Origin of the sequence: Nonomuraea sp. NPDC048826, from assembly GCF_043198225.1 — a bacterium.
GTDB lineage: Bacteria > Actinomycetota > Actinomycetes > Streptosporangiales > Streptosporangiaceae > Nonomuraea.
This window is the reverse complement of the sequence record NZ_JBICUQ010000005.1, coordinates 513,005-526,741: the sequence shown is the minus strand read 5'-3', so window position 1 is coordinate 526,741 and position 13,737 is coordinate 513,005. Positions and strand designations below refer to the sequence as shown.

Below are 13,737 nucleotides of genomic sequence, written 5' to 3'. Positions count from 1 at the left end.
AAACTCATCAACGGCCGGGCAGCAACGCGATCGCGGCCTGGCGGGCGTGCTCGGCCGCGGCGGTGCGGTCGTGATAGGCGGCGACGGCGGTCGCGCCTTCGACCAGCATCAGCAGCTGGCGTCCCAGCACGGGGGGATCGGCGGCCCCGGCGCGCTCGGCGATGCGGGTGAAGAGCTCGAGGTAGCGGTCGAGATGGCGTGCGGTGATGGCGCGGACGGGCTCGGCGTGGTGCTGGGCGGCCGCGTTCAGCATCGCGCAGCCGCGGAAGACCGGGTCGTCGTACCACTGCTGGAGGGTGTCGAACACGGCGGTGAGCTGGTCGCGGGGGTCGTCACCGGCGGCTTCCGCGGCGTCGGCCAGCCACCGCGTGACCCGCTCGCTGCGCTCCTGGAGCATGGCTTCGATCAGGCGCTCCTTGGTGCCGAAATGGCGGTAGAGCGTCTCCTTGGAGATGCCGACGCGGGCGCACAGCTCGGCGACGCCGACGCCGTCGAGCCCGCGTGCGTACAGCACCGCCGTGGCCGCTCGGAGGATGGTGGCGCGGGTGCGGGCGGGGTCGATGGTGGAGCCCTTGGGTACCGGCATGACAGTAGATGGTACCGTTCGGTTCGATCGACTGCTCATCGTACCGGACGGTTCTCTTGAGGGGATCTTGCATGTTCGACCCGCTGGCCGCCGACCCTCCGGGCGACCCTGACTTCCCGGCCACCACGCCCGCGCTCACCTTGGACAGCCACGGCACGCCCCTGCTCGGCGTGCTGCACGTGCCGGCCGGCCGAGGGCCGCATCCCGTCGCCGTGCTGCTGCACGGGTTCCCCGGCAACGAACGCAACTTCGACCTCGCGCAGGTGCTGCGCCGCGCCGGCTACGCGTCCCTGGTGTTCCACTACCGGGGTTCGTGGGGCGTCGGCGGCTCATGGTCGTGGGCGCACGTGCTGGAGGACGCCGCGGCCGTGGTGTCCGGGCTGTACGAGGTCGCCGCCGACCACCGGCTCGACATGCGGCGGCTGGTCGCGATCGGCCACAGCCTGGGCGGCTTCGCGGCGCTGATGACCGCGGCGGCCGAGCCGGCCATCAGCGCGGTCGTGTCGGTGGCCGGGTTCGACGTCGGCGCGGCGGCGGCACTCTGCCGTGCCGACCCGAAGGTCCGGGCCGGTTATGCCGAGGCGTTCGACGGCGAGCTGGGGCCCCTCCGCGGGACCAGCGGGGAGGCGCTCGTCGGCGAGATGGAAGCAGCCGGTGACGCGTGGCGGCTGACCAGCCTCGCGCCGCTGCTGGCGGACCGGCGGGTGCTCCTGATCGGCACCGGCCGCGACTCCGTCACCCCGTACGAGCTGCATCACGAACCCGTCGTCACCGCCTACCGGGCGCAACCGGTCGACCACCTCGAACACCACGTCTTCCCGACCGACCACTCCCTGTCGGACCACCGCGTGACCCTGAGCCGCACGATCCTGGACTTCCTGGCCCGGTGCCCCTGAGCCGGGACCTGGGCCAGGCCCTGCGGCTGGCCCTCGGCACCGCCTCGGCGCTCGGGCTGGCGCGCTTCGCCTACGGGCTGCTCCTGCCCGCCATGCGCGACGACCTGCGCTGGAGCATGACCGAGGCCGGGGTCATGAGTGCCGCCAACGGGCTCGGCTACCTGCTGGGCGCGCTGCTGGCCGCCGTCGCCATCCGCCGGCTGGGTGCGGCAGCGACCTTCCGCTGGGGCATGGTCCTCACCGCGGTGTCACTGGCCGCCACCGCCGCCGACGACGGCTTTCCCGCGCTGCTGACCACGCGGGCCGTGTCCGGGGTGGCGGGAGCCGCCGTGTTCGTCGCCGGTGGCGTGCTCGCGGCGCGCCTGGCCGCCCGCGCGGGGTCCGGCTCGCCCGTCACCGTCTACTTCGCCGGGACCGGGCTGGGCATCGTCGTCAGCGGCGCCGCCATCCCGCCGCTGGCCGGCCACTGGCGCCTGGCCTGGCTCGGGCTGGGCGTCGCCGCCGCCGTGGCCACGCTGATCAGCTGGGGCGCCGCCCGTACGAGTGGGAAAGAGGCGGCCACCCGCGCCGGGCGGGCACAGATGCGCCCGTTGTGGGGCATCGCACTGGCCTATCTGCTGTTCGCCACCGGCTACATCACCTACATCACCTTCCTGTCCGCCTACCTCGCCGACCAGCGCGCTCCCCTCGGGCAGGTGGTGCTGACCTGGACGGCGCTGGGTCTGGCCGTCGTGGCGGCGCCCGCGTTGTGGAGCCGCCCGGCCGCCCGCTGGCCGGTCACCCGAGTGCTGACCGTCCTGCTCGGCCTGCTGGCCGCCGGCTCGGCGCTGGCCCTGCTCTCCGCCGCGCCACCGGTCGTCCTCGCCTCCGCGATCGTCTACGGGGCGACGTTCATGGGCGTGCCCGCCGCCGTCACCACGCTCATCAGGGCGCACACCCCGCCCGCCGGCTGGGCGGCCACCTTGGCGGTCTTCACCACGCTGTTCGCGGCCGGCCAGACCGCCGGCCCCTGGCTGGCCGGACTTCTCGCCGATCACACCTCGACCGACGCGACCCTGGCATGGACCGCGGCCCTGTGCGCCGCCGCGGCGCTGATCGCCGCGGCGGCGGGCGCTCGCTCCTGTCCGACGGGCTCAGGCGCGAGGTCACCTCGGCGGAAGCGCGAGTCCACCGGCTGACCGCCTGGCGGAGAGGGATGGCGCACCATGAAGACGTCCACCTCGTCCTCGGTCTCGACCGTGAACCCGTGTCGCTCGTACAGCCGCCGGGCAGAGCTGCCCCGCAGCACGTTCAGCCGGACCACGAGCTCGTCGCACCCTTGCAGCAACCGGCTCAGAACGGCGCTGCCGATGCCCCTGCCCTGCACCCCCGGGTCCAGGTAGAAGTGCTCCAGCCAGTGGGCGTCCTCGGCCGGCCGCAGTGCCACACAGCCGGCCACGGCACCCTCCACCTCGATCATCCAGGTGTGCGCCGGCGCGAACCCGTCCCGCAGCCGCTGCCGCACCCGCTGTTCGTCGTACCGCCCCAGCCGCTCCAGATCCGGCCTCAGCACCACGGCCCGCAACTCGGCCACCGCCTCCACGTCGGTCGCCAACGCCGGCCGAAGCACCCAATCCACCATGATGCGGATGTTATCGATGTGTCGTGGCTGCCCGGGCAGGACCTACTCCTCGATGACGTCGTCGCGTGGACCGCCGTAGACCGGGTTCCGGTCGAAGCGCTTGCCGGTGACGAGCAGGCGGATCAGTCCCGAGTCGCGGACGGACTCCTCCGCCTCCCAGACGATCCAGTCGTCGCCGACAGGCTTGGTCTGCGTGCGCAGCTCGCCGAAGCCGCCCGGGTTGTCCGGCGCCACCGCCATGATCAGATATTCGACCTTGAACCCGCGTCTCTTGATCTCGGGCAGGACCTCGCCGACGGTCTTCTCATCCACCCGGAAGCCGGCCAGCGAGCGGCCCTTCAAGGTCGCCAGCCGGTAGTCGGACGTGTCCACCTTCGGCTCGCGTGACGTATCGGGCACGAGCACGCAGGGGGCGACCGGGCCGCTCATCAGGATCGTGCTGGTGCGGTGGTCGCTGATGGTCCAGACGAACGTCTGGCCGGGCTTGAAGAGCTTGGTGTCGATCCGCATCTGCCAGCCCCGGCCGTGTTCCTCACCGGGGATGTTCTCCGGCACGGAGTACAGGCCGCGGGGGATGTCCCGCACCGGGGTTCCGCGCGGTTCCCGGCACCACTGACCTGGGGGCGCGTAGTCGACGGTGGCCGGGACGTCGAGTTCCTTCAACCGCTTCGCCAGCCCCGCCTTGTCGCGGAAATCCCGGATCTGCACGTACACGACACCGTCCGGTTCCTTGGTGACCGCGTAGGAGGGAGTGCCGCCCTCCTTCAGCAGGCTGGGCCCCACCACGATGCCCACGGCGAGCAGTCCCGCCCCCGCCAGCCCCAGGACCAGCCGCCGGACAGGTCTCGGGCGGGGACGGGGCCGGGCGCCGGACGGGCCGGGCGGCTCGGCGACGATCGCGGCCAGCAGCTTCCGCGCACCCGCGTCGGAGGCGCGCCCACCCGGCTTGCCCGGTTCCACCCGGGCCAGCGCACGCGTGATCTCGTCGATGTCGTCGATGTCGTCGATGTTCCTCATCACAGATGTCCCTCCGCGGGGGCCAACCGGCCTTGCGATGTGACGTGCACGCCCGCCTCGGCGAGCGCGCGGGCGAAGCGCCTGCGGGCGCGGTGGAGTCTGATGCGCACGGCGTTGCGCGACATGCCGAGCACGGAGGCGATCTGCTGCCGGTCCAGCCCCTCCCATGCGACCAGGGACAACAACTCCCGATCGGTGTCCGGCAAGGCCCGGAAGATCTGCGCGATCGCCGTCAGCTCGACCCCGCTGTCGGGCGCGGCCTGGTACAGGTCGGCCATCTCGGCGTCGAGCTCCACGCTGAGGGCCTGGCGGCGCCCCTCGACCCGATAGTGGTTGGCCAGCACCCTGCGCGCCACGCCGTACAGCCACAGGATGGCCCGCTCCCCCTCGGGCACCTCGCCCATCCGCCGCCAGGCGATGGCGAAGGTCTCCGCGACGACGTCCGCCGCGTCCTGCGGCGAGTGACAGCGGCGGGCCGCGTACGCCGTGATCCGGCCGTACGTCTCCCGGTACATGGCCTCGAACCTGACCGGCTCACCACCCACGGGCCGGCCCCGTGTCCGGTCTCCTCGGCGTCCCCATGGCCGTCTCCTTCACTCACGTTGATGTGCGGACATCTGTGCGTATGTAGGGAGTCGGGCCATCATTTCGTTCCGGGACGGAGAACCGTCGAAATACTTCGCCGGAGTCCGGCGCAGGCTGCGCTTGCCGCGTGGCCAGTAGAGTCACCGCATGTACCCGGTCACGATCACGTCCCCGCGGATCGGCCTGCGGGAGTTCACCCCGGATGACGTCGATCCACTCCTGGCCATCTACGGGGATCCGGTCGTCACCGAGTACATGAGCTTCGAGCCGCGCACCCACGACCAGGTGCAGAGGACGATCGAGAGCGTGATCGCCGCGGCGCACGCCGGCGAACGGCTCGATTACTCTCTCGCCGGACTCCTCCCGGACGGACCATTGGTGGCGTTCGCCCGGCTGGCGATCGACCTCGGCCATCCGTTGCAGAGCAGCGGGCAAATCGGCTTCGCGCTCCGGGCGGACCAATGGGGACGCGGACTTGGCGGTGAGGTCGTGCGGCTGCTGCTGCGGCTCGGGTTCGACGAGCTCGGCCTGTACCGCGTCTGGGGAGCCCGCGACCCGCAGAACCAAGCGTCGGCGCGGGTCATGACCAAGGCCGGCATGGTGGAGGAAGGCCGCATCCGCGGGCACCTGCATCTCAAGGACGGGTGGAGGGACTCGGTGGTGCACTCCATCCTCGCCCCGGAATGGGCGAACAAGTCCTGACGAACGTCCATGCAGACCCAGCCGAGTCGTTCTCATCCAGTGGAACGCCTCGCCTGGAAATCACGCCTTCCGTACATTCGATCTTATGACTGATCACCCCTTCGAGGTCATCTGCGAGATCGAGCCGCCGACCCGTCCGGACCTCAAGCACGTCCGTCACCAGATCGGCACCCTCAGCAGGGTCGCCGGGTCCTTCCTGATCCCGGACAACCACATCGGCCGGGCCACGGTCTCCAGCGTCGCCGTCGCCCACGAGGTCCAGGCGATGGGCGGGCGGAGCATCGCCTGCCTCAACTCCCGCGACCGCAACCTGCTGGGCTTCCGGCGGGACCTGCTCACCGCCGCGGCGTACGGGGTGGAACAGTTCTTGTTCGTGTACGGCGACAAACCCACCACGGGTAATCGAACCAGCGACCTGACCGTGCGTTCGATGATCGAGGAGGTCCGCGGACTCGGCGAGGACCCCGCCTTCGCGGACGGTCCCGCGTTCCGGGTCGGCACCGCCGCCGGACTGCGCCCCCTGCCCACCTGGAAACGCGCGGCCGACTTCGTGTTCGTTCAGGTCAGCTTCTCCCTGGAGGCGCTGCTGCGATGGCGGGAGGCCAATCCGGTGGACGTGCCCGTCTATGCCGGCGTGATGGTCATCGCCAGCGAGAACCACGCCCGCCGCCTGGCCGCCGCCATCCCGGACATCGACATCCCCGCCGAACTGGTGGACAGAGTGGCGACCGACCGCCTCGCCGGGGTCGAGGCGGCCTGTGAGCAGGTCCTGGCCATCCGCGACTCGGGTGCTTTCGACGGTGTGCACCTGATTCCCGTGGCTCGCTACCGCGAGGTCGAGTCCCGGCTGGCCGGAACCCTCTGAAGGGTCGCCGGCCACAACGATCAAGAGTCGGGCAGCTCAGCGGGCCCGGTTGCCGCCGACACGCACCTCGCTCGCGCTGCTGCTGGGCGAGACGCCTCCCACCCGCCGCCTGCGCACCCTGAGACAGGCCGCCCCCACCGGAGACGCCGGCCCGCGCCGTGAAAGCGAATCCGGGGATCGGGTGATCAGAGATGACCGTTCGATCCGGGTGAAGGGTTGCGCATGACGGGGGAGAGCATCGCGGCGGCGTTGACGTGGGGTGCTCGCGCGCCGGGGGAAGCCCTCGACGCCGAGCGGTTCGCGGCCGTGTTCGACGCCCACTTCGGGGAGATCCACTCCTATGTCGCCCAGCGCCTCGGCGCGGACGCGGCGGAGGACATCGTCGCCGAGACGTTCCTCACCGCGTTCCGCAAGCGCCGGCAGTACGACCCGGCCAGGGCGGGCGTACGGGCGTGGTTGTACGGCATCGCCACGAACCTCATCGGCAAGCACCGCCGCCTGGAGGCCCGCACCCTGCGCGCGCTCGGCCGCTACGGCCCGGACGCCGACGCGCCGGGGCACGAGGAGACGGTGGCCGTCCGGGTCAGCGCCCAGAGCCTGCGCGCCGACCTGGCCGCCGCGCTGGCGTCGCTGGATCGGCGCGACCGCGACGTCCTGCTGCTGGTGGCCCTGGCCGGGCTGAGTCACGACGAGATCGCCACGGTGCTCGGCATCCCGTACGGAACCGTCGGCTCGCGGCTGAGCCGGGCGCGCAGGAAGCTCCGCGGCCTGCTCGGCGACTCCAACCCGATGCTGGCGGAGGCCGACCATGGATGATCTTCGGCAGCTCCGCGACCTGTACGGCGAGCCGCGGCCGGGCCCGGGTGCGCAGGCGCGGGTGTGGCGGCGGGTGCGGGCCGGGCGGCGCCGCCGGCTGGCGTGGCCGGTGGCGCTCGCCGTCGCCGCGACGGCGTTGCTCCTGTTCGGCATGGTCCTGACGCGGGGCACCCCGCACGACGTCCCTGCGCCTGACGGCCGATCCGTACTGCTCGCGGCGGCCACCACCGCGTCCGTCACCGGCCAGGACGGCGCCTACTGGCACATCAGGAAGCTCCACGACGACACCCGGACGACCGAACTCTGGGCGACCAGAGACGGCCGGGCGTGGAAGAGCGAACGGGCGCGGCAGGGCGTGGACGCGCCGGTCCGTGCCGTCACGGGCGGGTCGCCGTTCAGCATCGCGGGCCGGGACGTGACGTTCGAGCAGATCCAGAACCTGCCCGCCGACCCGGCGGCGTTGACGACCCGGATGGCGTCGATGGCGCCCGCCGACCTGCTCGCCGACGCCCTGGCCGGCCTGCTGTGGAGCAAGCCGTCACCGCCGGCCGTGCGTGCCGCCGCCTACCGGGCGCTCGCCGACCTGCCCGAGGTGCGCTACCTGGGCGGCAGGACGGACCCGGAGGGCCGTGCCGGTGAGGCGTTCTCCTTCGCCCTGGCTGACGGGGGACGGCGGACGCTGATCATCGACCCGGGGACGTCGCAGGTGCTGGCCGCCGTGGACGACCACGGCCGGTCGGAGGTCGTCCTGGACGTCGGCTGGACCGATCGGGCCCCCGGCCGCACCTGACCCGCCTGATCCCTTAGAGCACCCACCATCACCAGTCGGTGCGCGGGTTTCGCGCGCCCGGAAACAGGAGCGACGACGACGTGTTCTGGCGTGCCCGCACCACGTCTGGCAGGGCGATCTGCCTGAGCGACCAGTTCCCGAAGATCGACGTGACCGAGGTGATGGACGGCCGGGTGCGGTTCGTCGGGCTCGCGCCGGTCGAGCTGGGTCCCGACGTCGACTGGGCCGCGAACCCGCACGGCAACCGTTCGTGGGCGCTGAACCTGCACGCCCTGCGCTGGGCAGGCGGGCTCGTGGCCGCGTACGAACACACCGGGGGACGCGCCCACCTGGACCGCGCCGCCGACCTCGTCAGCCATTGGATCTCCGCCAACCCGCGCGGCGGCGAGGTGAGCCCGTGGGCGTGGGCCGAGCACGCGGTCGCGCTGCGCGCCCCGGTGCTGGTCTGCCTCAGCGAGCACGTACGCGAACGTCACCTCTGGGACAGCCTGGCCGAGCACGGCGAGCTCCTCGCCGACCCCGCGCTCTACCGCCCAGGCCACAACCACGGGCTCGACCAGGACATCGCGCTGCTCGTGGTGGGCTGCCGCCTGGGCCGGGCGTCCTGGCGGAACCTGGCCGTGCGCCGGATGGTGAGCTCGGCCGAGCTGGCCATCGACGACCAGGGCGTCCTGCACGAACAGGCCCCTCGCTACGGCCTGTACGTGCACCGCCGCCTCGGCGTCGCCCTGCGCGCCATCGCCGCCACCGGCGCCGAGGCCCCGGAACGCCTCGTCGCCCGGCGGGCCGCCCTGGAAACGTACATCGCGCACGCCACGCAGCCCGACGGCCGCCTCGTCCCGATCGGCGACGGCCCCGCCGACACCCGCGCGGACGGGTTCCCACAGGTGGGGCCGGTGGTGCGGGTGTTCGACGGCGGGTACGTCTTCGGCAGGACCGCCTGGGGTGACCCGGACTCCGCCTACTACTCGATCAGGTTCGGCCCGGGCAGGAGGCTGCACGGTCACGAGGACCACATGGGCGTCACGTACACGGCGCAGGGGCGCAGAATCCTGGTCGAGGCCGGTTTCCACTCGTACGAGCGAACCGACTACGCGGCGTGGACCCGCACCCCGCAGGCGCACAACGTCCCGGTCGTGACCGGCGGGCGCTTCCGCGAGGGCACGGCCACCCGCCTGGTCGGCGCGGACCCGGACCGCCAGGTCTTCGAGCTGGCCGACGACGCCTACGGGGTGACCAGGACCCGCCAGGTCCGGGTCGAGCACGGCCCCGACCGCATGGTCGTGCGCGACCGCGCCGCCGAGGGCACGCTGCGCAGCCTGTGGCACTTCGACCCCGCGCTGCGCCTGGTCTCGCAGCGGGACGGGGTGGTGGTGCTGGAGGACGGCGACGGCTGGCGCGTGACGCTGACACAGCACCCGTACGCCGGGCAGAGCGTCGGCACGGTCAAGGTCTCCCCCGGCTACCTGCGTACCGCCGAGTCCGTGACCGTGACGTCGGGCGAGGCCCCCGAGGTGCTGACCGTGATCGTGCCAGGCACAGGCCGTTCGTAGGGGACATGAACGCGTGGTGGAGAGCACCTCTCGGATTCGGGAAGATCATTTATGACGGAATCATCTGCTATCGCACCTTCCGAGCTCGCGAACATGACGGCTCGAAGGAGGGCCGACTCGGCGGCGATGGTGCGGCCTCCGCCAGGTGGCCGGCCACCTGGCGGAGGTGCGCTCAGTCGAAGAGCGCGGCGTACCGGTTCAGGTAGAGCGGCCAGCCCTGGTCGTCGCCCACGCTGTCGGCGATGGACTGCCAGCCGGGCCCGTGCCGGTCGATGTGCCGGTGCTCCAGCTCCACCCGGGTCCGGCCGGGCGACTCTTGGATGAAGCGGACCTCGACCTCGCTGGCGTTCGCGGTGTCGGCCTCGATCTGCCACTGGACGCCGATGTCCCAGGAGAACACCACGCGAGACGGCGGCTCGTAGGCCAGGACCCGCGCCCACCGGCACTCACTGCCGTCCTCGGCGCGGTCGTAGATGTGCCCGCCGACCCTCGCCTCGAAGACGGTCTCGACGATGGGCGCACCGAGCAGGTTGTGCTCGGCCGGCTTGAAGTCGCCGAACCGCTCGGTGAAGACCTTGAAGGCGTGCTCGATCGGGGCGTCGATCACGACGCTCCGGTTCACGGCCGTCTGTGTCATTGTTGCTCCTCCTGCTGGCCTGGAGCGGCCGGGCCGTCCCGCTGGGCCGCGTCCTGGAAACCGGTCAGCGCCCGGTCCCAGAACCGGTCGAGCTGATCGCGCAGCGCCGCCACGCCCGCCGGGTTCAGCCGGTAGATCCGGCGCGTCCCCGCGGCGGTCTCGTCCACGAGCCCGGCGTCCTTCAGCACCTTCAGATGCTGCGACACCGCGGGCCGACTGACCGGCAGCTCGTCGGCGAGTTCCCTGACCGAGCGCGGACGCTCGGCCAGGGTCGTGACGATCGTCCGCCGCGTCGGATCACCCAGCGCGCTCCATGCGTCGTCGTCGGATCGGTAAGTGGCCACGAACCGTAAGCCTAGACTTACCATAGCCGAGAGGCAAGGCCGTCAGTGGCCGGGCGTGAACCCGTCCGGCCTTCGACGGTCCCGCTATGCCGGTTAGCACTGCCCGTGACGATGATCAGCAGTGTCTGGCCGGGATGACAACGCTCGGCGGCGATCTCCGCGGGCGGCGCCTGGGTTCGTGCCGCTCCGGGCTGATCTTCCTGCTGCCGCGTCCGTGCGTCATGCTCGTAGCCGACACCTGCGAGCCTGGTCGACATCACCTACGCGACGTCGGGCCGTGTCATCAGCGGCGACCGCACATGCAACGCCAGACTGGGGCCGGTCAGGGGCACGGTGCTCCACGTCGCCACCGCTGTCCCCGCGTCGGCGTCGACCACCAGCCGAACCCGGTGCGGGGTGGTGATGACGTAAAGCTCGGCGACGAACGTGTTGCCCTGCCAGGCGCCGGCCGCGACGACAGGGCGGCCGAGCGGCGAACATTCCCGCCAGTCGCCGTGGCCGACCTCGACGTTGAGGAGCGACCCGAGTCGCAGGAGCCATCCGCCGTCCACGGGATCGATGATCACCGTGGTTCCGTCGGGCAGAGCCGAGTCCTCGGCGGAGGCGTCGAGTCTCGCCTTGGCGGAACGCTCCGGGGCGGCCGAACCCGGCACCGGCGCGAGTGACAGCCGCCGCAGCCGATCGGCGAGGATCTCGTCGTCCCGGGTGTTTCCGGCGTGGTCCACGCTGGGCAGCAGGCACTCCCACATGGCGTCGAGCACGTCCTGGGCCTGCCCTTGGGCGGTGACGGCGACCACGAGATCGTGCGACGGGACCACCACGCATTGCTGGCCGAAGGCACCGTGACCGTGGTAACCGTGACGCGACATCCAGAACTGGTAACCGTAACCGCAGCTGAAGTCGACGTCGTCCGACCCGTCCTCGAACGGCAGGCTGTCGATGTGCCGTCTGGTCGCGAGCTCCACCCATGCGCGCGGGACGAGCCGCCGGTCGCCCCAGAGGCCTCCGCGCAGCAGCAGTTCACCGAAGGCGGCGACGGCCTCGGTCGTGAGGTGCAGTCCGTGGAATCCGAAGGCGGCACCGCTCGCCACCCGGTCCCATTCGGCGTGGTCGATGCCCATCGGCTTGAAGAGGCGCTCGTCGAGGAGCTCCGGGAGGCCGCGGCCCGTGACCCGTTCCACCATCCGGGCCAGGATGAAGGTGGTCGGATTGTCGTAGGCGTGCCGTGTTCCCTCGGCCTCGGGAAACGGTACGCGCAGGAAGCCCTTCACCAGGTCGCCCGGTTCCAGTTGCCAGGCCTCGGCGAGGCTGTCCGTACGGTGCCCGCTCGTCATGGACAGCAGGTGGTGAACGGTGAGACGGCGTCCCTGCTCCGAGATGCCGGCCGGAACGTGGTCGGGCAACACGTCCACCACCCGATCGTCCAGCGAGAGCAGCCCGTCGGCGATCGCGAGCCCCACGGCGACCGAGGTGAACGACTTGGTCAGCGAGTAAAGCAGATGCGGGCGCTCGGCCGAATACGGCGCCCACCAGCCTTCGGCGACGACGTGACCGTGGCGTACGACCATGATCGAATGACACTCGACGGATTGCGCTTCGAGCCGGTCCAGCAGCGCGGCGATCGAACGGGACGACACCCCTGACGCGGCCGGTGTCGAGCGCGGCAGCAGGGTGCGCTGAGCAGGCATCCGGACACCCTAACAAGATCGCCACATCCGCTCCATCGAGTTTCGGACAGTGCTGAGGTTCTGCGATGGGGTCGATCGGGGAGTTGAGCCGCGTAGCGGGCCCCGTTGCCACCGGCCTGGGTCCAGGCGGTGGCGGTCTCGGGACTGATTGCCGGCAGTCGGTGGGGATGACGGTCGGGCAGTTGGGTGGAGAGGTTCATGAGGGCGGAGGTCCGCCCGGGGCGGGAGTAGATGCCCAGGCGCGAGCTCGGGTCACGTCCGCGGACGTCACCCTCTGGCAGGCCGCTGACCAGCGAGAACGAGCGACGGGATAAAATCGAGCCACCCCCTCACCGCCGGGGTCCGCGCCAGGGCCCCGCCTACGGAGGTGAGTGCGTCATGGTGATGTTCGACCAGGCAGATCTACGCGAGCTGGCGGCCTTCGGCGACGAAGTCGGTGTGCTGTCGTTCTACACCACGATGGAGCCGGGCACGCAGGCCGGGCGCACCCGGCTGCGCAACGAGATCGCCGCGCTGCGCCAGGAGCTGTCCGCGGACCCCGACCACGAGCGAGCCAGGCTCGTGGGCCTCCGCCTCGACCTGCTGGAGCCGCGGATCGACGAACTGCTCGACCCGGCCGGTCCCGGTCTGGGGCGCGCCCTGTTCGCGCAGGTGGCCGGTGAGGAGGTCCGTACCAAGTGGGTCCAGCTCCCGGTGGGCGACCTCGCCATGCTGCGGGAGCATGCCTATCTGCTGCCGCTCATCACCGCCGTTCAGGCCGACAGGCCTGCCGGGGTGGCCAGGGTGGGGCGTGACGGCGTGCGGCTGTTCGATTGCCGGTACGGCCTGGCCGACGAGCTGGAACCGATCAACTTCAGGCTGGCGACCGCGGGCGGGTCCGCCGAGGGGTCGAAGACGCTGCCCGGCCTCTCCCGGGGTGGTATCCACCCCGACCGCTTCGACCAGCGCGTCGAGGAACACCTGACCAAGTTCCTGCGCGAGTCGGCCCCGCACGTAGCCGGGCAGGCTCGGCAACTGGGCTGGGAGACTCTGTTGTTGGTGGGCGACCCCCGCGACACCTCGGTGCTGAGCGAGGCGCTGCCGGCCGGCACGGAGATCATCCAGGTGGATGCCGTGCTCGATCCCGCCCTGTCGCCGCCGGAGGTGCTGGAGTTCGTGCGTCCCGCTCTCGACGAGGCGCGGGCCCGGCATGACGCCGCGCTGGCCGTACACGCCCGAGACCTGGCCCTGTCGGGCGGCAACGGCGCGGTCGGCCTCGACGACATCCTCTCCCTGCTGCGGCAGGGCCGGGTCGAGCACCTGCTGCTCGATGACGCCGGCGGGTGGAAGGCCGCGCCGCCCAAGCCCGTCGCTCCCGAGGATCTGGAGGAGGAGATGATCGAGCTCGCCCTCGAGCACGGGGGCGAGGTCACCGTGCTGGAGAGCGGGGCGGCGGGCGAGCTGGCCGAGGCGGGCGGAGTGGCGGCGATGCTGCGCTGGTGAGCGGTCGTCGCGATCGTGAGGCACTGCCGGGCGGCGGGCCGCTGTACGCCGCGCTCCGAGGCATCGGCGCACCCTGCGGAAGCGGCGGGCCGGACAGTGTCGGAAATACCGCTCTGAAACAGGAGTGTCCGAGACTGCCGGTCCCCCTACGGTCC

The 13,737-nt window shown here is 71.7% G+C and carries 14 protein-coding genes and 1 pseudogene; 8 read left to right on the top strand and 7 right to left on the bottom strand.

From position 1 onward, the window contains the following. Positions 1-7 precede the first annotated feature (7 nt). Positions 8-586, bottom strand: a complete 579-nt coding sequence (locus tag ACGFI7_RS20815) for a TetR/AcrR family transcriptional regulator (protein ID WP_393406688.1) — start codon at positions 584-586, stop codon at positions 8-10. Between the two features lie 71 nt (positions 587-657). On the opposite strand from ACGFI7_RS20815, the gene ACGFI7_RS20810 reads away from it, so the two are divergent. Both ACGFI7_RS20810 and ACGFI7_RS20805 read left to right on the top strand, forming a co-directional pair. After that, on the top strand, positions 658-1,482 hold the full coding sequence (locus ACGFI7_RS20810; protein ID WP_393406686.1) for an alpha/beta hydrolase family protein: 825 nt from the start codon (positions 658-660) through the stop codon (positions 1,480-1,482). Then, a pseudogene (locus tag ACGFI7_RS20805) lies at positions 1,473-2,531 on the top strand (YbfB/YjiJ family MFS transporter); the annotation flags it as partial. The gene ACGFI7_RS20810 and the pseudogene ACGFI7_RS20805, both read left to right, overlap by 10 nt. Here the strand turns inward: ACGFI7_RS20805 and ACGFI7_RS20800 are convergent. From ACGFI7_RS20800 to ACGFI7_RS20790, 3 genes are read right to left on the bottom strand one after another with little or no spacing between them, the layout of a single operon-like run. Further along, positions 2,516-3,103 carry a GNAT family N-acetyltransferase gene (locus ACGFI7_RS20800; protein ID WP_393406684.1) on the bottom strand — a complete coding sequence of 196 codons (588 nt, stop codon included), beginning with the start codon at positions 3,101-3,103 and terminating at the stop codon, positions 2,516-2,518. The pseudogene ACGFI7_RS20805 and the gene ACGFI7_RS20800 sit on opposite strands and share 16 nt — an antisense overlap. A 42-nt stretch (positions 3,104-3,145) precedes the next feature. After that, complete coding sequence (locus ACGFI7_RS20795) at positions 3,146-4,120, bottom strand: hypothetical protein (RefSeq protein WP_393406681.1); 975 nt, start codon at positions 4,118-4,120, stop codon at positions 3,146-3,148. Then, complete coding sequence (locus tag ACGFI7_RS20790) at positions 4,120-4,665, bottom strand: RNA polymerase sigma factor (RefSeq protein ID WP_393406679.1); 546 nt, start codon at positions 4,663-4,665, stop codon at positions 4,120-4,122. Before ACGFI7_RS20790 ends, ACGFI7_RS20795 begins: the two co-directional genes overlap by 1 nt. A 187-nt stretch (positions 4,666-4,852) precedes the next feature. On the opposite strand from ACGFI7_RS20790, the gene ACGFI7_RS20785 reads away from it, so the two are divergent. The 5 genes from ACGFI7_RS20785 to ACGFI7_RS20765 all read left to right on the top strand — a co-directional run bounded on the left by ACGFI7_RS20785 (position 4,853) and on the right by ACGFI7_RS20765 (position 9,431). After that, on the top strand, positions 4,853-5,407 hold the full coding sequence (locus ACGFI7_RS20785) for a GNAT family N-acetyltransferase (RefSeq protein WP_393406677.1): 555 nt from the start codon (positions 4,853-4,855) through the stop codon (positions 5,405-5,407). Between the two features lie 85 nt (positions 5,408-5,492). After that, positions 5,493-6,272: a methylenetetrahydrofolate reductase gene (locus tag ACGFI7_RS20780; RefSeq protein ID WP_393406675.1), complete on the top strand. Its 780-nt coding sequence runs from the start codon at positions 5,493-5,495 to the stop codon at positions 6,270-6,272. A 222-nt stretch (positions 6,273-6,494) separates the two neighbouring features. Further along, on the top strand, positions 6,495-7,088 hold the full coding sequence (locus ACGFI7_RS20775; protein ID WP_393406673.1) for an RNA polymerase sigma factor: 594 nt from the start codon (positions 6,495-6,497) through the stop codon (positions 7,086-7,088). Beyond that, the gene (locus ACGFI7_RS20770; RefSeq protein WP_393406670.1) at positions 7,081-7,878 is read left to right on the top strand and encodes a CU044_5270 family protein; all 798 of its coding nucleotides are present in this window, start codon (positions 7,081-7,083) and stop codon (positions 7,876-7,878) included. Before ACGFI7_RS20775 ends, ACGFI7_RS20770 begins: the two co-directional genes overlap by 8 nt. 38 nt (positions 7,879-7,916) lie before the next feature. Continuing rightward, positions 7,917-9,431 carry a heparinase II/III family protein gene (locus tag ACGFI7_RS20765; protein WP_393406668.1) on the top strand — a complete coding sequence of 505 codons (1,515 nt, stop codon included), beginning with the start codon at positions 7,917-7,919 and terminating at the stop codon, positions 9,429-9,431. Positions 9,432-9,603: 172 nt separating this feature from the next. On the opposite strand, the gene ACGFI7_RS20760 is transcribed toward ACGFI7_RS20765, so the two are convergent. The 3 genes from ACGFI7_RS20760 to ACGFI7_RS20750 form a co-directional block, all read right to left on the bottom strand. Beyond that, positions 9,604-10,068, bottom strand: a complete 465-nt coding sequence (locus ACGFI7_RS20760) for an SRPBCC family protein (protein WP_393406665.1) — start codon at positions 10,066-10,068, stop codon at positions 9,604-9,606. After that, the gene (locus tag ACGFI7_RS20755; protein ID WP_393406662.1) at positions 10,065-10,412 is read right to left on the bottom strand and encodes an ArsR/SmtB family transcription factor; all 348 of its coding nucleotides are present in this window, start codon (positions 10,410-10,412) and stop codon (positions 10,065-10,067) included. The genes ACGFI7_RS20760 and ACGFI7_RS20755 overlap by 4 nt, the downstream gene beginning before the upstream one ends. 260 nt (positions 10,413-10,672) lie before the next feature. Next, positions 10,673-12,100, bottom strand: a complete 1,428-nt coding sequence (locus tag ACGFI7_RS20750; protein WP_393406660.1) for a serine hydrolase domain-containing protein — start codon at positions 12,098-12,100, stop codon at positions 10,673-10,675. A gap of 378 nt (positions 12,101-12,478) precedes the next feature. Here ACGFI7_RS20750 and ACGFI7_RS20745 point away from each other — a divergent pair, with 378 nt between their 5' ends. Further along, a complete protein-coding gene (locus ACGFI7_RS20745; RefSeq protein ID WP_393406657.1) occupies positions 12,479-13,582 on the top strand; it encodes a VLRF1 family aeRF1-type release factor in 1,104 nt (367 codons plus the stop codon). Positions 13,583-13,737 lie beyond the last annotated feature (155 nt).